At 69.7% G+C, this 17,510-nt stretch carries 18 protein-coding genes and 3 pseudogenes; 14 read left to right on the forward strand and 7 right to left on the reverse strand.

From position 1 onward, the window contains the following. The first annotated feature begins 25 nt into the window (after positions 1-25). The 8 genes from ACIRJR_RS25545 (at position 26) to ACIRJR_RS25580 (ending at position 8,282) form a co-directional block, all read left to right on the forward strand. Complete coding sequence (locus tag ACIRJR_RS25545) at positions 26-985, forward strand: hypothetical protein (protein WP_403784639.1); 960 nt, start codon at positions 26-28, stop codon at positions 983-985. Continuing rightward, entirely contained in the window at positions 982-1,689 is a 708-nt protein-coding gene (locus ACIRJR_RS25550; RefSeq protein ID WP_403784641.1) for an aspartate/glutamate racemase family protein, read from the forward strand. The genes ACIRJR_RS25545 and ACIRJR_RS25550 overlap by 4 nt, the downstream gene beginning before the upstream one ends. Beyond that, positions 1,686-2,060, forward strand: a complete 375-nt coding sequence (locus ACIRJR_RS25555) for a four-carbon acid sugar kinase family protein (RefSeq protein ID WP_403784643.1) — start codon at positions 1,686-1,688, stop codon at positions 2,058-2,060. Before ACIRJR_RS25550 ends, ACIRJR_RS25555 begins: the two co-directional genes overlap by 4 nt. Further along, positions 2,057-3,754 carry an alpha-amylase family glycosyl hydrolase gene (locus ACIRJR_RS25560; RefSeq protein ID WP_403784645.1) on the forward strand — a complete coding sequence of 566 codons (1,698 nt, stop codon included), beginning with the start codon at positions 2,057-2,059 and terminating at the stop codon, positions 3,752-3,754. Before ACIRJR_RS25555 ends, ACIRJR_RS25560 begins: the two co-directional genes overlap by 4 nt. Before the next feature lie 268 nt (positions 3,755-4,022). After that, complete coding sequence (locus tag ACIRJR_RS25565; RefSeq protein WP_389193095.1) at positions 4,023-4,778, forward strand: (5-formylfuran-3-yl)methyl phosphate synthase; 756 nt, start codon at positions 4,023-4,025, stop codon at positions 4,776-4,778. A gap of 8 nt (positions 4,779-4,786) precedes the next feature. After that, entirely contained in the window at positions 4,787-6,196 is a 1,410-nt protein-coding gene (locus ACIRJR_RS25570; protein WP_403784647.1) for an aldehyde dehydrogenase family protein, read from the forward strand. Beyond that, a complete protein-coding gene (locus ACIRJR_RS25575) occupies positions 6,193-7,299 on the forward strand; it encodes an NAD(P)-dependent alcohol dehydrogenase (RefSeq protein ID WP_403784649.1) in 1,107 nt (368 codons plus the stop codon). Before ACIRJR_RS25570 ends, ACIRJR_RS25575 begins: the two co-directional genes overlap by 4 nt. After that, positions 7,296-8,282 (forward strand): class I SAM-dependent methyltransferase, encoded by a 987-nt coding sequence (locus ACIRJR_RS25580; protein ID WP_403784651.1) that lies wholly within the window; start codon positions 7,296-7,298, stop codon positions 8,280-8,282. The genes ACIRJR_RS25575 and ACIRJR_RS25580 overlap by 4 nt, the downstream gene beginning before the upstream one ends. Positions 8,283-8,407: 125 nt before the next feature. Here ACIRJR_RS25580 and ACIRJR_RS25585 read toward each other — a convergent pair whose 3' ends face one another. The 3 genes and pseudogenes from ACIRJR_RS25585 to ACIRJR_RS25595 form a co-directional block, all read right to left on the reverse strand. After that, positions 8,408-8,941, reverse strand: a complete 534-nt coding sequence (locus ACIRJR_RS25585) for an EF-hand domain-containing protein (protein ID WP_403784755.1) — start codon at positions 8,939-8,941, stop codon at positions 8,408-8,410. Positions 8,942-9,315: 374 nt separating this feature from the next. Beyond that, positions 9,316-9,495, reverse strand: a pseudogene (locus tag ACIRJR_RS25590) (IS5/IS1182 family transposase); the annotation flags it as partial. Positions 9,496-9,561: 66 nt separating this feature from the next. Continuing rightward, complete coding sequence (locus ACIRJR_RS25595) at positions 9,562-10,329, reverse strand: transposase (RefSeq protein WP_403784653.1); 768 nt, start codon at positions 10,327-10,329, stop codon at positions 9,562-9,564. 92 nt (positions 10,330-10,421) lie between these two features. On the opposite strand from ACIRJR_RS25595, the gene ACIRJR_RS25600 reads away from it, so the two are divergent. Beyond that, the gene (locus ACIRJR_RS25600) at positions 10,422-10,622 is read left to right on the forward strand and encodes a hypothetical protein (RefSeq protein WP_403784655.1); all 201 of its coding nucleotides are present in this window, start codon (positions 10,422-10,424) and stop codon (positions 10,620-10,622) included. A gap of 43 nt (positions 10,623-10,665) precedes the next feature. On the opposite strand, the pseudogene ACIRJR_RS25605 reads toward ACIRJR_RS25600, so the two are convergent. Next, positions 10,666-10,765: pseudogene (locus ACIRJR_RS25605) on the reverse strand (IS5/IS1182 family transposase); the annotation flags it as partial. A 112-nt stretch (positions 10,766-10,877) separates the two neighbouring features. Between ACIRJR_RS25605 and ACIRJR_RS25610 the strand changes: the two are divergent. After that, on the forward strand, positions 10,878-11,435 hold the full coding sequence (locus tag ACIRJR_RS25610) for a hypothetical protein (RefSeq protein WP_403784657.1): 558 nt from the start codon (positions 10,878-10,880) through the stop codon (positions 11,433-11,435). A gap of 363 nt (positions 11,436-11,798) precedes the next feature. Here ACIRJR_RS25610 and ACIRJR_RS25615 read toward each other — a convergent pair whose 3' ends face one another. The 3 genes from ACIRJR_RS25615 to ACIRJR_RS25625 all read right to left on the reverse strand — a co-directional run bounded on the left by ACIRJR_RS25615 (position 11,799) and on the right by ACIRJR_RS25625 (position 13,815). Beyond that, on the reverse strand, positions 11,799-12,452 hold the full coding sequence (locus ACIRJR_RS25615) for a hypothetical protein (RefSeq protein WP_403784659.1): 654 nt from the start codon (positions 12,450-12,452) through the stop codon (positions 11,799-11,801). 282 nt (positions 12,453-12,734) lie between these two features. Further along, positions 12,735-13,175 carry a hypothetical protein gene (locus tag ACIRJR_RS25620; protein ID WP_403784661.1) on the reverse strand — a complete coding sequence of 147 codons (441 nt, stop codon included), beginning with the start codon at positions 13,173-13,175 and terminating at the stop codon, positions 12,735-12,737. A 175-nt stretch (positions 13,176-13,350) separates the two neighbouring features. Next, positions 13,351-13,815, reverse strand: a complete 465-nt coding sequence (locus ACIRJR_RS25625; RefSeq protein ID WP_403784663.1) for a DUF6234 family protein — start codon at positions 13,813-13,815, stop codon at positions 13,351-13,353. Between the two features lie 197 nt (positions 13,816-14,012). Between ACIRJR_RS25625 and ACIRJR_RS25630 the strand changes: the two are divergent. The 4 genes and pseudogenes from ACIRJR_RS25630 to ACIRJR_RS25645 all read left to right on the forward strand — a co-directional run bounded on the left by ACIRJR_RS25630 (position 14,013) and on the right by ACIRJR_RS25645 (position 17,490). Beyond that, a pseudogene (locus ACIRJR_RS25630) lies at positions 14,013-14,867 on the forward strand (transposase). A gap of 164 nt (positions 14,868-15,031) precedes the next feature. Next, a complete protein-coding gene (locus ACIRJR_RS25635) occupies positions 15,032-15,535 on the forward strand; it encodes a GNAT family N-acetyltransferase (RefSeq protein WP_403784665.1) in 504 nt (167 codons plus the stop codon). Between the two features lie 273 nt (positions 15,536-15,808). Beyond that, positions 15,809-16,249, forward strand: a complete 441-nt coding sequence (locus ACIRJR_RS25640; protein ID WP_403784667.1) for an ATP-binding protein — start codon at positions 15,809-15,811, stop codon at positions 16,247-16,249. 62 nt (positions 16,250-16,311) lie between these two features. Beyond that, the gene (locus ACIRJR_RS25645) at positions 16,312-17,490 is read left to right on the forward strand and encodes a hypothetical protein (RefSeq protein WP_403784669.1); all 1,179 of its coding nucleotides are present in this window, start codon (positions 16,312-16,314) and stop codon (positions 17,488-17,490) included. The last annotated feature ends 20 nt before the right edge of the window (positions 17,491-17,510 follow it).

Consider the following 17,510-nt stretch of genomic DNA (forward strand, 5'->3'; position numbering starts at 1 on the left):
ACACACACAACCGGAGACCACACCCATGACCACCCCCGCGGACCACCCCGCCCGGCTCGCCGGAGGCTCCGTCGCCCCGGGCCTGCTCGCCCGCCCCACCGGCACGTTCGCGATGGTCGCCGCCGACCAGCGCGACTCGCTGCGCACGATGATGGCCGAACGCGCCCAGGTGCCCGGCGACCGGATCCCCGACGACGACCTCACCGAGTTCAAGCTCGCCGTCGCCCGCACGCTCGGCCCGCACGCCTCCGCCCTCCTCATCGATCGCCACTACGGCTACCGCAGGCTCATCGACGAACAGGTCCTCCCGGCGGGCTGCGCCCCGATCCTCGCCGTGGACGCACTCGACCAGCAACCCGGGCGGCCCGTCGAAGGGACTTCTCTCGACCCGCACATCGAGCCCGCCAAGGCCGCCGTCGACGGCACCCGCGGGCTCAAACTGCTCGTCATCTGGCGCCGCGACGAACGCCGCGAGGAACGCGTCGCCCTCGCCGACCGCTTCGTGGACATGTGCCGCGACGCCGGACTCGCCTCGGTCCTGGAACCCGTCGCCCGGCCCACCCCCGCCGAAGAGGCCGCCGGCACGTTCCGGCTCAACGACGCCATCGTGGAGGCCGCCCGCGAACTCGCGCCGTTGCGGCCCTCCCTCTACAAGGGCCAGGTCCCCGACGGCGGCACCGGCACCCTTGCCCGGCTCACCGCCGAGTGCGAACGCGTCGACGCCGTCGTCGACGTGCCCTGGGTCGTGCTGTCCCAGGGCGTCGCCCCCACCGACTTCCCCACCGCTGTGGAGGCGGCCTGCCGCGCCGGCGCCTCGGGGTTCCTCGCCGGCCGCGCCCTGTGGACCGACGCCCTGACCGGCGACCGCGACGCCGCCCTGCGCGGTGCCAGCAGCGACCGGCTGCGCCGGCTCGCCGAGATCGTGGACGCCCACGGCCGCCCCTGGTGGCAGGCGCCCGCCGCACGCACGGAGGCGACCGCGTGAGCCACCGCCCCCGTGTGTGCGTCCTGCACACCGTCGCCGGCCTGCCCGCCGTGTTCGCGCCCCTTCTCGACGAACTCGCCCCCGGCGTCGACCCGTACCACGTCGTCGACGAGAGCCTCCTCGCCGACACGGTCGCTCACGGCCCGCTGCCCCGCACCACCGCCCGCCTCGCCGCGTACGTGACACACGCCGAGGCGGCCGGGGCCGAAGCCGTGCTCGTGACCTGCTCCTCCATCGGACCGGCTGCCGAACAGACCCGCGCGCTCACGGCGCTGCCAGTACTGCGCGTCGACGAGCCGATGGCCGACACGGCCGTCCGCACCGGAAGCCGCATCGGTGTCCTCGCCACACTCGATTCCACGCTCGCCCCCACGGCCGGCCTCGTCGCCCGCAAGGCTGCCGCAGCCGGAACCCGGATCACCTTGGACACCACGGTCTGTCCCGGCGCGTACGCCGCACGGGCCGCCGGCGACCAGGGCCGCCACGACGCGCTGATCGCCGAGGAAGCGCGCCGCCTGGCCGCCGACCACGACGTCCTCGTCCTCGCCCAGGCCTCGATGGCGGATGCGCTGGCCGCGCTGCCGGACGGCGCTCTCGGCGTGCCCGTGCTCACCTCGCCGCGCACCGGTGTCGCCCAGCTCGTCTCCCTGTACGAGGAGACCCCGTACGAGGAGACCCCGTACGAGGAGACCGCACGCCCATGACCGCACTCGGCTGCATAGCGGACGACTTCACCGGCGCCACGGACCTCGCCGGCAACCTCCTCGCCTCGGGCCGCCGCACCGTCGTCACCATCGGAGTGCCCGACGGCCCCCTGCCCGATGCGGACGCCGTCGTCGTCGCCCTCAATACCCGTACCGTGCCCGCAGGCGATGCCGTCCGGGCCGCTCTCGACGCCCACCGGGCGCTGCGGGAGCGGGGGTGCACGCGGTTCTGGTTCAACTGCCCCTCCACGCTCGACTCGGCGGAGCGCGGCAGCATCGGGCCCGCCCTCGATGCCCCGCTCGCCCAGCGGACCGGCCTCACCGCCCGGACCCGCCTCACCCCCGCAGACACCACTGAGGAGCCCGCATGAGCCGGCCCCGCACCACCGAGGAGTGGTGGCGTACCGCCGTCGTCTACCAGATCTACGTCCGCAGTTTCAGCGACAGCGACGGCGACGGCCTGGGCGACCTCCCCGGCATCACCGCCCGGCTGCCGCACATCGCGGACCTGGGCGCCGACGCCGTGTGGATCACCCCGTTCTACCGGTCACCCATGCACGACGGGGGCTACGACGTCGCCGACCACCGCGACGTCGACCCGCGCTTCGGCACCCTCCAGGACGCGGACAACCTCGTCGCGCGCGCTCACGACCTGGGCATACGAGTGATCATCGACATCGTGCCGAACCACACGTCGGACCAACACGTCTGGTTCCAAGAGGCGTTGAGCGCACAGCCCGGCAGTGAAGCCCGCTCCCGCTACGTCTTCCGCGACGGCCGGAAAGACGGCACCGAGCCGCCCACCGACTGGCAGTCCGTCTTCGGCGGCCCCGCCTGGCGCCGCGTCCCCGATGGCCAGTGGTACCTGCACCTGTTCGGCCCCCACCAGCCGGACCTCGACTGGAGCCACCCCCACGTACGGGCCGACTTCGACGGCATCCTGCGCTTCTGGCTCGACCGGGGCGTCGACGGTTTCCGCTTCGACGTCGCCCACGGCATGGCCAAGGACCTCGCCGCGCCCCTGCGCGACCTCGGCCCCGCCCAGGTCCACCACCGCATCGTCGGCGACGGCTGGCAGGGAGACCACCCCTTCTGGGACCGCGACGACGCCCACGCCCTGCTCCGCGGATTCCGCCGAATCACCGACGCCTACAGCCCCCCGCGCACGACCGTGGCCGAGTCCTGGGCGGCGCTCGACCGCCGAGCCCTGTACACCCGCCCCGACGAGCTCCACCAGGCATTCAACTTCGACTTCCTGACCACACCCTGGCGGGCCGAGGCGCTGCGCGCCACGATCGACCGGTCCCTCGCCCTGGCCGCGGGCACCGGGGCGTCTCCCACCTGGGTGCTGTCCAACCACGACGTCGTACGGCACGCCTCCCGACTCGCTCTGCCCACCGGCGTCGACCCCGACGACTGGCTCCTGACGGACGGTCGTACCCCGCACATCGACCCCGGCCGCGCCGCCCGCCGGGCCCGCGCCGCCGCCCTGCTCCTCCTGGCACTTCCCGGCTCCGCCTACCTCTACCAGGGCGAGGAGCTGGGCCTGCCGGAGGTCGCCGACCTGCCCGCGGACGTCCTCCAGGACCCGGTGCACCACCGGTCCGCCGGGCGGCGCAAGGGCAGGGACGGCTGCCGTGTCCCGCTGCCCTGGAGCACCACGGGCCCGTCGCTCGGCTTCGGCCCAGGACTCGCGTGGCTCCCTCAGCCACCCTCGTACCGTCCCCTGAGCGTCGAGGCACAACACCGTGACCCTCACAGCACGTTGGCGCTGTACCGGAAGGCGCTCGCCCTGCGGCGTACCTGTGTCCGCTCCGGCCCAGGTGCCGACGGGCCCCTGCGCTGGCACAGTGAACGGGACGCGGATCTCCTCGACTTCAGCGCCGGAGGGCTGCGCTGCGTAGTGAATCTCTCCGATGAGCCGACCGCGCTCCCGGCCGGCCCCACACCGCTCCTGACCAGCTCTCTCTCCGACGCGTCCCAGCGGAACCTGATGCCGGACGAGGCGGCCTGGCTTCCGGTGGCTTCACCGCGGTCGGGCTCGGCAACCACACGCGGTCGTTGACCAAGCGCACGACGGCCGGGCAACGGTGCTGTGCGTCGCGCGTGACGCACGACCGGTGTGCCTCGGCGTTTCGGCGCGGTTCGACAGGCTCTGGTTCGCGCCGGTGCGCACGGAGCCGTACGTGTGCGTACGCGCGCCGCCCGGGGAACCCCGCACGCCCTACCGGTGCGCCCGGGCCACGGAAATGATGAGCACATCGCACATGAACCACGTGATCCGCAGCCCCCGTCCCCCCGGTCGGGCGGACTCGCGGCGGAAGGAGTTCACGGTGTTGCTTCTCATCTCCCCTGACGGCGTCGAGGAAGCGCTCGCCTGCGCGAAGGCGGCGGAGCACCTCGACATCGTCGACGTCAAGAAGCCCGACGAGGGTTCCCTCGGCGCCAACTTCCCCTGGGTGATCCGGGAGATCCGCGACGCGGTTCCGGCGGACAAACCGGTGTCCGCCACGGTGGGCGACGTCCCGTACAAGCCGGGCACCGTGGCGCAGGCCGCGCTCGGGGCGGCCGTTTCCGGCGCCACGTACATCAAGGTGGGCCTGTACGGATGCACGACCCCCGAGCAGGGCGTCGAGGTCATGCGGGCGGTTGTCCGGGCGGTGAAGGACCACCGCCCTGACGCGCTCGTCGTCGCCTCGGGCTACGCGGACGCCCACCGCGTCGGCTGCGTGAATCCGCTCGCCCTGCCCGACATCGCAGCCCGCGCCGGTGCCGACGCGGCCATGCTGGACACCGCGATCAAGGATGGGACGCGGTTGTTCGACCACGTCCCGCCGGACGTCTGCGCCGAGTTCGTCCGCCGCGCCCACGCGTCCGGTCTGCTCGCCGCCCTCGCGGGCAGCGTGAAGCAGGCCGACCTCGGTCCGCTGACCCGTATCGGCACGGACATCGTGGGGGTGCGGGGAGCGGTCTGCTCGGGCGGTGACCGGAACGCCGGAAGGATCCAGCCACACCTGGTCGCCGCCTTCCGGGCGGAGATGGACCGGCAGGCCCGGGAGCACGCCGCCGACGTCCCGGCCCTGAACTGACCACCGCGATGCCGACACCGGAAGCCGGTCGCGCCCCTGGACACCGCGCCCCGGACCTCCCTGTCATCGACCCGGCTTCAGGGGAGACCTTCGACGAAACCCCCGACCAGCAGCCGCACGAGCTGGACGACGCGATCGACCGGGCCCGGCGTGCCTGGACCGGATGGCGCGCCGACCCCGCCGCCCGCACCGTCCGGCTGAACGCCGCCGCCGACGCCGTGGATGCTGCCGGAGACGACCTCGCTCCGTTGCTCACCCGGGAACAGGGCAAGCCCCTGGCCGAGTCGTACGCCGAGGTCGCCCGTACAGCGGCCCGGCTGCGGTACTTCGCCGCTCTGGCCCCCCGCACCCGCCGGATCGACGACGGCCGACCCGTACACAGCGAGATCCGCTGGAAGTCTCTCGGGCCTGTTGCCGCGATCGTGCCGTGGAACTTTCCCCTCCAGCTCGCGTCGGCGAAGTTCGCGCCCGCACTGGCGGCCGGCAACACCGTGGTGCTCAAACCGTCCCCGTACACCCCCCTTGCCACCCGACTGCTCGGTGCCGTCCTCGCCACAGCCCTGCCCGAGGGGGTCCTGACCGTCGTCACCGGCCGGGAACCCCTCGGTGCCCACCTCGCCTCCCACCCGGGTATCCGTCACGTCACCTTCACCGGCTCGGTGCCGACCGGGCGGGCCGTCGCCGCAGCTGCGGCGGCCTCCCTGGCCCGTGTCACCCTGGAACTCGGCGGCAACGACGCGGCCGTCCTCATGGACGACGTCGACGTGGACCGTGTCGCGGACCGGCTCTTCTGGGCCGCCTTCCGCAACTGCGGGCAGGTCTGCATGGCGGTCAAACGCGTCTACGCACCGGCCCGGCTCCACGCCGAGGTCGTCGAGGCCCTCGCACACCGCGCGAAGACCGTCGTCGTCGGATCCGGCCTGGACCCGGAGACCCGGCTCGGGCCGCTCAACAACGCCCCCCAGCTGGCCCGCGTCGAGGGGATCACGCAACGGGCGCTGGCGGCCGGCGCCCGGGCGGCGGCCGGTGGTCACCGGCTCGACGGACCTGGTTACTTCTTCGCTCCCACGATCCTCACGGACGTCCCTCCCGACGACCCGGTGGTCACCGAGGAACAGTTCGGGCCGGTCCTGCCGGTGCTGCCGTACCGAAACCTCGACGAAGCCGTCCAAGCGGCCAACGGGACCGGCTTCGGGCTGGGCGGTTCGGTGTGGGGCACCGATCTCGACCGGGCGGCGGCGACAGCCGAGCGGCTCGAATGCGGCACGGCCTGGATCAATCACCACGCCGAACTCTCCCTCGCCCAGCCCTTCGCAGGCGTCAAGGACAGCGGGGTCGGTGTCGCGGGCGGGCCGTGGGGACTCTACGGCAACCTCCGTCCGTTCGTCGTGCACCGGCCGAGGGAGGAAGGGCGATGAGGTTCCGAGCTGCCGTGCTGCGCTCTCACGAGACCCCGTTCGCGGTCGAGGAGGTCGTCCTGAGCACCGGCCCGGCCGCCGGCGAGATCCTCGTCGAGATCGTGGGATGCGGCATGTGCCGGACCGATCTCGCGGTCCGGCGATCGGCCGGCCGCACCCCGCTCCCGGCGGTCCTCGGCCACGAGGGGAGCGGAGTCGTCGTGGCGTCCGGCGATGGCCCGGACAGCGCGATCGGCGTCGGCGACCACGTCGTGCTGAGTTTCGATTCCTGCGGAGACTGCCGGAACTGCCGCAGCGCTGCCCCTGCCTACTGCGACTCCTTCGCCTCACTCAACCTCTTCGGGGGACGCGAGGAGGACGTGTCACGGCTCACCGACGCCGCCGGGGGAGCGCTGGCCCCCCGGTGGTTCGGCCAGTCCTCCTTCGCCGAATACGCCCTCGTCCCGGCGCGCAACGCCGTCAGGGTCGATGCCGCCCTGCCGCTCGAACTGCTCGGTCCGCTCGGCTGCGGCGCCCTCACCGGCGCCGGAGCCGTGCTGAACACCTTCCGTGCCGGCCCCGGTGACACCCTCGTCGTACTCGGCGCGGGAGCGGTGGGCCTGGCCGCGGTCATGGCGGCCACCGCCGCCGGCGTACGGAGCGTGGCCGTCGACCGGCATCCGGGGCGCCTGGACCTGGCCGAGCGGTTCGGCGCGGTCCCGCTGCCCGCCGTGACGGCCGGACTGGCCGAGCGCATCCGTCGGTACACCGACGGCGGCGCGCAGTACGCCCTGGACACCACGGCCTCCGCCCCGCTGATCAACGACGCGCTCCGCGCGCTGCGCCCCACCGGCACCCTCGGTCTCGTGGCACGCCTCCACACCGCACTGCCGCTCGAACCGGGCACGCTCGACGGGGGCCGCGGCATCCGGCACATCTGCGAGGGGGACGCCGTACCCGGACTGCTGATACCCCGGCTGATCGGTCTGTGGCAGACCGGCCACTTCCCCTTCGATCAACTGATCCGCACCTATCCCCTGGCCGACATCAACGAGGCCGAACGCGACTGTGACGCCGGACGCGTGATCAAGCCCGTCCTGCTGCCGGAAAGAAGAGACCGATGAGTGAAAGCTCCACCACCGAAGACCCTCGCCATCCCACCAGCGGCCCTTCCGCATTCTTCGCTCCCACCGAAGGGGACACGACCACCACGGCGACCCCGCGGACCGGCGCGGAAGGCGTGGACGCAGGCGTGGGACTGACCGCCCTCCTGGTCGCCGCCGCACGGGCGATCGAGACCCACCGCCACGACAGCCTGGCCCGGGACGTCTACGCGGAGCACTTCGTCCGCGCAGCCCCCGCCTGCGCGGACTGGCCGGTGAGCATCGAACAGGTTCCGGAAGGGGACGACAACCCGTTGTGGGGGAGATTCGCCCGCTACTTCGGTCTGCGGACCGGAGTCCTCGACGACTTCGTCCACCGGTCGGTCGGTACGGGCGTTCGCCAAGCGGTCCTCCTGGGGGCGGGACTGGACACCCGCGCCTTCCGGCTGGACCTGCCGTCCGACTGCGTCGTCTTCGAGATCGACAGGGCGGGCGTGCTGGCCTTCAAGGAACAGGTGCTGACGGACCTGTCGGCCGCCCCGAAGGCGAAGCGGATCCCGGTACCGGTCGACCTGCGCGACGACTGGGTCACCGCCCTGACCTCTGTCGGCTTCGACCCCGCCGCTCCAAGCGTCTGGCTGGCCGAAGGACTGCTCTTCTACCTGCCGGGCCCCGCCGAGACGTACCTCATCGACGCGGTGGACCGGCTCACCGCCGGGGGCAGCGCCCTGGCCTTCGAGGCCAAGCTGGAGAAGGACCTGCTCGCGTACCGCGACAGCCCGATCTACACGGCGACGCGAGAGCAGATCGGCATCGATCTGCTCGGCCTCTTCGACAGGGGGCCGCGCCCCGACTCCGCGGGCGCCCTGGCGGCCAAGGGCTGGTCCACCTCGGTGCACACGCCCTTCGACTTCACCCGTCAGAGGGGACGTGGTCCCCTGCCCGAGCCGAACGACGCACTGGAGGGGAACCGGTGGGTCTTCGCGCACAAGACCCGATCCTGACGTCCGCTCACGAATTCGTCCGCACGGGGCCGACACCGCCTTGACCTCAGGGGGCCGGCGCCCGCGCGCGTGGAGGCGATCCGGGACGGCGCGCGCCGCCGTGGAACGCTCATGTCCGGGCCGTGTCAGACGGCCCGGACAGCCACCAGTTGGTCAGCCGGAATTCCACCCATGTCCGGCGCGTAGTAGTCCTCGATGCCCCTGGCCCACGTGGTCACGGTGATGCGGTCCTGGGCGTCCGGGCCGAAGGCGTCGAAGAGCGCATGGATGTTCGGCTCCGCGAAGCCGATCGCCCTCATCAGCGACACGAAGAGCGGGCGCTCGATCAAGCCGTCGCCGTCAGGATCGCCGAGTACGGCGAGTGCCTCGGCGAACTCGGTGATCGTGGGACCGAAGCGCTCGGGGGCGAGTACGACCGGACTGAACTCGTCGACGGAGATCACACCATCGCCGTTGGCGTCCAGCTCCGTGGACAGTGTGGTCCAGTAGCGGCGGAACGCCGCCCGGATGGCCTCCCGGGCGCCGTCGTCCGATGCGACCGCCACCTCCAGAACACGTCCCGTCATGAGGTCGAAGTCCTCGGAGTCGAGGACCCCGTTGCCGTTGGCGTCGAAGAGGGAAAAGACCAGCTCGGCCCTTTCGGTGGCCTCGGTTCGCATGCCCATCACTTCTCTCCTACGGTCCTTCGGTCCAGGACTTGGCCCGATGAGTGCTCCTATGTAACCGCGTAGGGGGAGGAACGTGACGACGAGGAGAACTCCGCTACCAGAAGGAGTGAGTGCGCCGACAACCAGTTCGTACGGTCGGGCGCTTGCGCACGCAGGGCGCAGAATACGGGGACCACACCAGTTCGACGGAACTCGGTGATCAGCTGTGCTCCTCCGGCGGCACCGACTGCCCGGTCAGCTCCAGTGCCTGGGGGGCTGTCCTGTAACTATCCGCGCCACTCCCAAAGGGCCTGTCGCCACATCGAGGCAGGAGGACGATCAGTCCGGGAACGCTGGGACCAGATTCTTCGCACGTCGTCACATCTCAGCCCCGGTGCCGGGCAGCCGCCGTCCGCGACAGTCATCGTGTTGCCGACGGTGGCCTCCGCACCGGACTCCGCCCAGGCGGCTGCCCGGCAGTCGTTGTGGTTGCCCGGCAAGGGCCGGCCGACCACCACGACGAGACGGGTGTCGGCGTCGATGACCACCTGATGGTTGGGCGAGTAAGGGCTGTCCCGTAATTGATCTCTGAGTGGTTTCAGGCAGGGCGCGCCGCTGTACGGTTTGGCGGACTATCCGGCGAGGGCGAGGTTGTGCATCCGTGCGATGCCGAGCATGGCGTGGTGAACGCCGTCGCCTTTGAGGCGGCAGTCGCGGAGGATCTTCCAGGTCTTCATGCGGGCGAAGACGTGCTCGACGCGGGCGCGGACCTGCTTGTGGGACTTGTTGTGGGCCTGCTTCCAGCCGGGCAGTTCCTCGCCTTTGCGGCGACGGTGGGGCATCACGAGTCCGGTGCCCGGATAGCCACCGTCGGCGATGGTCATCGTTTTGCCGACGGCGGCCTTCGCGCCGGACTCCTCCCATGCCTTGCAGTCGTTGCGGTTGCCGGGCAGGGGCTTGCCAACGACCACGACGAGGCGGGTGTCGGCGTCGATGACGACCTGGTGGTTGGTGGAGTACCGGTAGTTCTTCGACTGCTCGGCGACGGTGTGGTCGCGGGTGGGCACCAGGGTGCCGTCCACGATCAGCACCGTGTCCTTCGCGAACCGCCTGCGGGGCTGGAGGGCGAGCATCGGCCCGAGGTGATCGATGATCCGATCTGCCGCCGACTTGGACACCCCGAACAGCGGAGCGAGCTGCCGCATGGTCAGATTCGTGCGCCAGTACGCCGCGACCAGCAGAGTCCGATCCTCCAGCGACAGGCTCCACGGCCGGCCCCTGCGGACCGTATCCGCGTCCTGACGCCGCAGAACCGTCACGAGCTTCCCGAACTGCCGCGGGCTCAGTCCGGTGAACGGGGCTATCCAAGACGGCTCCGACGCCGTGATCACACCAGCCACAACAAGATCATCTCACTGTGATCCGTCTGCTCAGGCGCCTCGCAGTCATCCTTCGCTGAAACGGCCCGCGGTCAAGCCGTACCATCCCCGCCATGACAATCGATGTCCTCGCCGAGGACCTCCAGCCCGGTGACCTCCTGGAGCTCTCGACCCAGTCGGGCACTGAGGTCCTCCGGCTGACTCATGTAGAGCGGCGTACCCACGGCATCAAGTTCATGGGGCGCAATGACCAGGGAGTCCTCTACTCCAGCGGCATGAAGTACGGCCAGCTGGCGCGGTGCGTCCGGCTGTAGACCGCCGAGCAGACCGCTAATGGCAGTTACGGGACAGCCCTTAGCGATAGTTCTTCGACTGCTCGGCCACCTTGTCGTCCCGGGTGGGCACCAGGGTGCCGTCCACCATCAGTGTTCTGGGCAAACCGCTGGCGGGGATGCAGCACGACGATGCACAGTCGACAGTCGACGGCCGTACCCCCGGCAGCCGGACAACGTCCTGACGAAGTAGCCACTTCCCACCCGCCTACCAAGCAGCCTTCGAGAGGTACCACTATGACCCGCCGACGACCGGCCCCCGGAACACGCTCCGGTCCCGCAATCGCCGCCGTCGTATTCGCCGTCCTGGCCACCACGGTCACAGGATGCGGCGCCGAAGAGGAAGTCAGGGACTATTCCGTGCCAGACACCCTCTGCGGCATACCGTTCGACACCAAGGAGCTCACTCCGTTCCTCCCGCCGGGGAAGAAGCTCTCCGTCAAGCCCGACATCTCCCCGTCAGCGACCTGGTGCGATGTGATCGTGGACGGAAAGCTTGCGGTCAGAACAGTCCAGAAATGGTGGCAGGGCGGACGCGACACGGCGTACTTCCTCCGCAGCCAGACCCTCGAACGCGTGGAGGAGACCGCGTCCGGGGGGCGGTACGTGTATTCCGTCAACCAGGCCTTCGGAAAGACGCAGGACTGCGTTGACGAGAAGTACAAGCAAGAGCTCTACACCGGAGTCCAGGCCTACGGTTCTGATCACGAGGACGCCGACGCCATGAAGCGTCTGATCGTCTCCTTCACCAAGACGGTCGAGAAGTCGGACGCGTGCGAGAAGCCGACGTCATGAGGGACAAAGAGCGCAACGTCGGTGACATCCGATGCCGTCGGCCGATGAAGGGTCGGCGTTGAACGCACCCCCGCGAATATGGCTGCTCTCCGAGAGGTTCCCCAGGCCCGAGCGCTTCCAGGCAGGAACAGTTGTGAGCCCAGGCGGCCCGCAGCCTCACGGTGCCGTCTGCCCGAGTGGAACCGTTCAGTCGCGCCAGCGGCACGGAGGCCACTGGCTTCGTTCCCGCACCCGCCGACGGGCTCTCCCCTGGACCGGGAGTCCGCGCTGTGCTTGCGCGTTCCCGGTTCGTCAGGAGATCGGGCGGGGGACAGGCTTGCGGTGAGCATCACGGCGAATCCGGAGACCCGTTCCGAAAGACGTTCATGACCACCGTTCGAATTCGACGTCGAGGCGCGTGTCGGTGCGCACCCAGACTTCGCCTTCGGCGGCCTCGTCCGGGGCGTCGACGCGTTCGAGACCGAGGAATTCGATCAGCCTGAGCAGTGCGGCTCGTTCAGCTCGGTCATCGTCGAGATCATGCGAGTCGAAGAAGACGTAGTACTGATCGCTCGGGTCTACGATGCCTGAGTTCGACCAGATTCGAGCGACTTCTTCGATTGCCGCGACTTCGGTGGTGATCGAGGCGGCACGGGTGGCACCGCGCGTCTCCGGTGACGCGTCGAGGTCGGCGAGGTCCGAGAACCACTGGCCGAAGTAGTCGAGGCCGGCGTATCCGTTCTCGAAGAAAAGCATCGCGCTCGGCATGTAGCGGTTGGCCCTGTCGACCTTGAGGTATTCGGACCGGGGTGGGTCCGACACTTCGATCCGAGCGATCACACCTTGACCGGGCATGAGCACCAGCTTTTGGCCCGCCGGTACATCTTCGATGGTGTAGGTGTCAGAATCTCGCTCCAGGAAGAACGCGGAGAATGCTACGTACGCTTCTTGAGGGTCGCCCACGGAGACCTGTTGGTCGTTGCCGTCACCGACAGCGAAGACGAACTGTTTCGGGCCTGGGTCGTAAGGGCGAGCCATCTGTGTCCTTCGTTTCGTTCAGATGTGATATCCCAGTGGCGCAGACGCGTCAGAGCGGGCGGACCCGCCGTTCATCGCCGCCGAATTACCGGAAGAGCCGGTGACGTCGGAACCACAGCCCGGACCACATCGACCGTTCTGGCACGAGTGGCCCATACTCCTCGCACGTGGCGTCGCTCTTCCGGCAGCGCTCGGGAGTCATGGAAAGAACGGGCACGCCGGCGGTTTCGCCGTTCCCGGGACGCCGACGATCAGCTCGACGTGAGTGTGTACGGGGCGTGGTCAGCGGCGGCCGACGGCCAGGATGACGAGGAACTGGCCGCCGCCCGGCTCGATGTCGGCGGTCACCGGCAGCCCCGGAACCAGTCGGGAGAACCGGTCCACCAGCCAATCCGCAGCCTCTCGCGCGTCCCGCTCGGTCGGACAACGGCCCACCATCTCGCGGCCCCCCTTGCGCTCCAGTCTCCCGGCGACGGTGATCAGGGGAGCGGGTTCGGCCACGTACAGGTGGTCCGGCCAGGCGATGGCCACCTTGACCGCGCCCTTGCGGGTGTTGCATCCGCGGTGCGCGAGCCGTTCGGCGACCTTGGCCTTCCGGTCGGCGGTGCGGCTGTCGACGCTGGGCCCTCGCGGGTCGTTCACCGACTCGTCGGGGTCGACCGCCTCGTCGCACACCCAGCATCGCCAGCCGTCGCGCTCGGCCACGTCATCAAGGAGACTCATGCCAGCAAACTAGCCTGCCTGGCCTCCATACCCCGCACCAGGGCCCTGGCAAGGTCTCAGCTTGTTCTTTACGGTCGCTGCGGCTGACCGCGACAGCTCGCGGGGTGAGTGTGCATCGCTGCCCCAGTTGCTGCGACTGTGTGGCTTTGTACTTCGGCATCCATCGTTGTGGGTCCTATCGGTCGGTCACCTGGTTCGAAGGTGGCATCCCGCCCTTCGTTGGTAGCGGAGGTGGGTGGGCACGCTCGTACTGGTCGTGCCAAGCAGCGATCGTGAAACACAGTGCAATGGCTGCCACGAACAGTTGGACTGCACCTGCGAACGGATGTGCCGAGTACAGGAAGATCACGGCGATCACGAGCACGCCCAATGTGAACCCGCCGAGCCAGAGGACCGGAACCCAGTCCATCGGGGGTGCCGCGGTTTGCTCGTCCGCACGGCCCCATCCGCGGATGACCGACGTCAGTCCCAGCAGAAAGGCGACCGGGATTTCGATGAGCAGGACGATCAGGCTTATGCAGCCACCCGCGAACCCGTCGCTACGCGAGTCTGAAGGCTGTCCAGGCCGACAGTCGTTCCCCGGCAAGCGCGGTATACGCGAACTCGGCTCGAAGGGCATGGTCACATGCTCGTACGACATGCCGTGCGTTGCATCACGGTTCACCAGGCCGAGACCGAGTCGTGGCCGTGCTGAGCACCCCGCAGACCTCCACCTGCCCTCGCACTGCAGAGTGATCGCACTCGCTCGTACGAGGGTTCCGGGAACGTGAACACGGCCTACGTCTGATCTTGTGCTCCGACCAAAGAGGCACCTGACCAGTACGAAGGACGTGGGGAATGAGTCTGCTGCATCACGATGCCGTCCGGGAGCCGTTCGCGGTGGCGTCACGCTTCCGGGACGACTTCTTCGACTGCCTGACCGCGCGCGGGGGACACGCTGTTCGAGCTGACCGATGCATTGTTGTGTGCGGACGGGCCGGTGACCGCGCCGGTGGACCTCACGCTGACGGCAGAACACCGGCGCGGGCACGGCGCGATGTATAAGGCGCTCAACTGCGGGACCGTCGAGGTGCCGCGACTGCGGCAGGTGCTGGCCGTGCCGCAGTCGCGGCCGCCGACGGACGCCTGGTCCTGGCGGTGGACGTCACCCACTGGCTCCGTCCGGACGCGCCGACCAGTCCGGACCGCCTGTTCTGTCACGTCTACGGCCGCAGCGGCTCCCCGTCTGGCTGTGGACGTCGGCCACCGGCCTGACCGGCGAGGATGTCGACCTGCGCTGGCAGGCGTTCCTGCGCAGATTCGACCTGGAACGCGCCTTCCGGATGATCAAACAGACCCTCGGCTGGACCCGGCCCGAAACTTCGCACGCCCCAGGCGGGTGACAGGTGGACCTGGCTGATCATTGCGGCCCATACCCAACTCCGTCTCGCCCGACCGCTGGTCGCGGATCTACGCCGACCCTGGGAGAAGTCGGCCGAGCCCGGCCTGCTCACCCCCGCCCGGGTACGCCGGGGGGTTCAGAAACCTGCGTCCGGACCTGCCCTGTCTGGCCCGGGCGCCGAAACCCAACCGGTCAGGCCCCCCGGTAGACCCCTCGGCTCGAAGAACCGACGTCCGGCCACCCGTTACAACATGGGCAAAACGGCCAGGATACGTGAGGCCATCGCCGAACGTGACCAGCTCAGACCATAAAGAACAAGCTCAGAAGCCGTTGCCGTACCGATCATGGAGTCCGGCGATCGAACGGGGGTCTTGATCGGGTGATCGCGGGCCCTGCCCGGCATGAGGGCAGGGCCTCGCGGTACGCGGGGGAATGCAGGCGAGCGGACGGTCGCGCGCTGCTACGGTCGGGCGCCATGAGCTGGCTTCCCGAAAACTTCGTCCACCCCGTCCTGATACCGCTGCCGGGCGGTGGCCATCACCTGAGGCCGATCCGGGAGGCGGACACCCCGCTCGACTATCCGGCTGTGATGGGTTCGCGCGAGCGGCTGTGGACCATCTTCGGCCCGGCCTGGGGTTGGCCCGCGGCCACCATGACCTACGAGGCCGACCAAGCCGAGCTGTTGCGGCACGAGAAGGAGATCGGCGCACACCAGTCCTTCAACTACGCGTTGTTCGACGCGGCGGAGACAGCTCTGCTCGGCTGTGTCTACATCGACCCACCGGAGAGGGCCGGCGCGGACGGCGAGATCTCCTGGTGGGTGGTGGACGATCTGGTGGGCGGCAAGGTCGAGCAGGCCCTCGACGCGCTGGTGCCGCAGTGGATATCCGCTGACTGGCCGTTCGAGCAGCCGCGCTTCCTCGGCCGCGAGATCTCCTGGTCGGACTGGCTCGCCCTGCCGGAGCATCCCGGCACGTAAGTGATCGTTGCCCGGGTCCCGATCTCGAAGGTGCCGAACGAACGGGAGTCCCGATCGGGAGACTGCGGCGGTTTCCGCGCGTGAAAGCAGGGCCTCCAAGCAGCTCGGGCATGCGATCCCGTTCCGAGTGGTTCCCGGAGGCCCTGTCGTCCTTGTTGTACGTGCCCGGGCGAGGAGATGAGGTGTGCGCCCCTGACCCCGACAGGAAGACCTTGGGGGTGCTCCTCGAAGCCGGGGGTACAAGGGTGAGGAGTGCCGAGTGAGGGAGGGACGATGACGAAGGACACATCGCTGCGCGCGGTGGGATGGGCTCAGTCGTTTCCGGTCTCGCAAGGCGTGCGGGCCGGCCGCCGATGGACGCAAGAGCACCTGGCATCCCTGGAGTGGATCAGGGACGCCCCCGAGACGGTCGACGCGATACTGCTCAGCGTTTCCGAACTGGTCACCAACGCACACGTGCACGCACACAGCGACGCCCAGCTGGTTCTGACCTGGGACAGTCACTGCCTGCATGTGAGTGTGCACGACTCCGATCCCCTGCCGCCCGCCAGGCAGCCCGAGGACCTCACGACGACCGGGGGGCGCGGAATGGCCATCGTCGACGCGCTTGCCGACGGCTGGACCACGCATCCACAGGCGTCGGGCAAGACCGTCACCGCGTGCTTCGTACCTCCGGGCGCGCCGAAGCCCCGGCACGGCGGGCACATCAGCTGAGTGGTGGGAGTGGTGGAGGACTGCTCTGCCCGGTGTCAGAGGCTGGTGGCACCATGCCCGCTATGAATGCCCTGTTCACCACCCCGCCGAGGCCGTTCGACGTCACCGCGCTCTTCCCTCAACTGGCTCCGCTGGCGCGCACGGCGACCCGGCTGCACCCCCAGCCTGGGGCTCCGTCAGCACGTGACAGCTCCGTCGGCGGTCCGCTCCTGTGGCCGGCCGACGAACCGTGGCCGCACTGCGAAGGACCGCACGAGCTGGACGGGGTGAACCCGGCCCTGTCGCCGGCGGACTTGAGGCTGCGACGCCGGATCCGTGCCGACGCGCAGGGCCGGGATCTGACCCCGCAGGAACGGAAGACCCTCCGACGCATAGAACCCCCGCGGACCTACCCGAGACCGAGGCCGAGCCGCCAGCCGTACGACGGGTCGATAGCGATGTTGCCGCTGGCGCAGTTGTACGTGTGTGACGTGCCGGATCTGCGCGCGCCCGCCGGGGCGGATCTGCTCCAGGTCCTGTGGTGCCCCTTCGATCACCCTCCGATGCAGTTCATGCCCAGGACCCTGCTGTTCTGGCGGTCCGCAGCCACGGTCGGCGACATCCTCGCCGCACCCCCGGAACCGCCCGTGGTGCAGTTCGACGGCTACCTGCCCGAGCCGTGCCTGCTCGCTCCGGAGCGGATCACCGAATACCCCAACCCCTTGGAGCTGAGCAAGGAAGTGCGGGCCCGGATCGGGGACTGGAGCAAGTGGGAGGCCGCCGGCGACGCGGTGGACAGCCGGTACGCGTCGTACCCGGGGGAGTTCTACACGGGCAATCTGTCCGTCGCACCCGGGTGGAAAGTCGGCGGCTGGGCCGCCTGGGGCTACACCGACCCCAGGCCCCAGTTCTGCCCGGCCTGCGACACCACGATGGTCCCCCTGCTGACCATCCCCACCTTCGAATGGGATGCCGGCAGCCGCAGCTGGATCCCGGAGAAGGATCACGAAGAACCGAGTCCCATCAGCCCGTCCTCCAACCACACGAGCCCGGAGGGTCAGGCCGTGATCGACATCTTGCGCGCCCGAGGCCTTGAAGTGCACGACCGCGGTCGCGTCCCCCGTGACGTCCGCGTCGCACCGCTCGGCACCGACCCTGTCCCAAGGCAACCGACCGCCATCCAGATCGCCAGCGGCCACAAGCAGCAGCTCTACGTCTGCCCGACATCGCCGGAGCATCCCCACACCGAGCTGATGCAGTAGCCGCTGTGGCGGAGGTCTCC

Origin of the sequence: Streptomyces sp. NPDC102402, assembly GCF_044765765.1 — a bacterium.
Taxonomy (GTDB): Bacteria; Actinomycetota; Actinomycetes; order Streptomycetales; family Streptomycetaceae; genus Streptomyces.

Coding starts and splice junctions, on each gene's coding strand:
- ACIRJR_RS25600 (WP_403784655.1), top strand. CDS start 10,422: ATGACAATCGATGTCCTCGCCGAGGACCTCCAGCCCGGTGACCTCCTG.
- ACIRJR_RS25570 (WP_403784647.1), top strand. CDS start 4,787: ATGCCGACACCGGAAGCCGGTCGCGCCCCTGGACACCGCGCCCCGGAC.
- ACIRJR_RS25620 (WP_403784661.1), bottom strand. CDS start 13,175: ATGAGTCTCCTTGATGACGTGGCCGAGCGCGACGGCTGGCGATGCTGG.
- ACIRJR_RS25640 (WP_403784667.1), top strand. CDS start 15,809: ATGACGAAGGACACATCGCTGCGCGCGGTGGGATGGGCTCAGTCGTTT.
- ACIRJR_RS25560 (WP_403784645.1), top strand. CDS start 2,057: ATGAGCCGGCCCCGCACCACCGAGGAGTGGTGGCGTACCGCCGTCGTC.
- ACIRJR_RS25555 (WP_403784643.1), top strand. CDS start 1,686: ATGACCGCACTCGGCTGCATAGCGGACGACTTCACCGGCGCCACGGAC.
- ACIRJR_RS25575 (WP_403784649.1), top strand. CDS start 6,193: ATGAGGTTCCGAGCTGCCGTGCTGCGCTCTCACGAGACCCCGTTCGCG.
- ACIRJR_RS25635 (WP_403784665.1), top strand. CDS start 15,032: ATGAGCTGGCTTCCCGAAAACTTCGTCCACCCCGTCCTGATACCGCTG.
- ACIRJR_RS25585 (WP_403784755.1), bottom strand. CDS start 8,941: ATGCGAACCGAGGCCACCGAAAGGGCCGAGCTGGTCTTTTCCCTCTTC.
- ACIRJR_RS25580 (WP_403784651.1), top strand. CDS start 7,296: ATGAGTGAAAGCTCCACCACCGAAGACCCTCGCCATCCCACCAGCGGC.
- ACIRJR_RS25610 (WP_403784657.1), top strand. CDS start 10,878: ATGACCCGCCGACGACCGGCCCCCGGAACACGCTCCGGTCCCGCAATC.
- ACIRJR_RS25615 (WP_403784659.1), bottom strand. CDS start 12,452: ATGGCTCGCCCTTACGACCCAGGCCCGAAACAGTTCGTCTTCGCTGTC.
- ACIRJR_RS25645 (WP_403784669.1), top strand. CDS start 16,312: ATGAATGCCCTGTTCACCACCCCGCCGAGGCCGTTCGACGTCACCGCG.
- ACIRJR_RS25625 (WP_403784663.1), bottom strand. CDS start 13,815: ATGTCGTACGAGCATGTGACCATGCCCTTCGAGCCGAGTTCGCGTATA.
- ACIRJR_RS25545 (WP_403784639.1), top strand. CDS start 26: ATGACCACCCCCGCGGACCACCCCGCCCGGCTCGCCGGAGGCTCCGTC.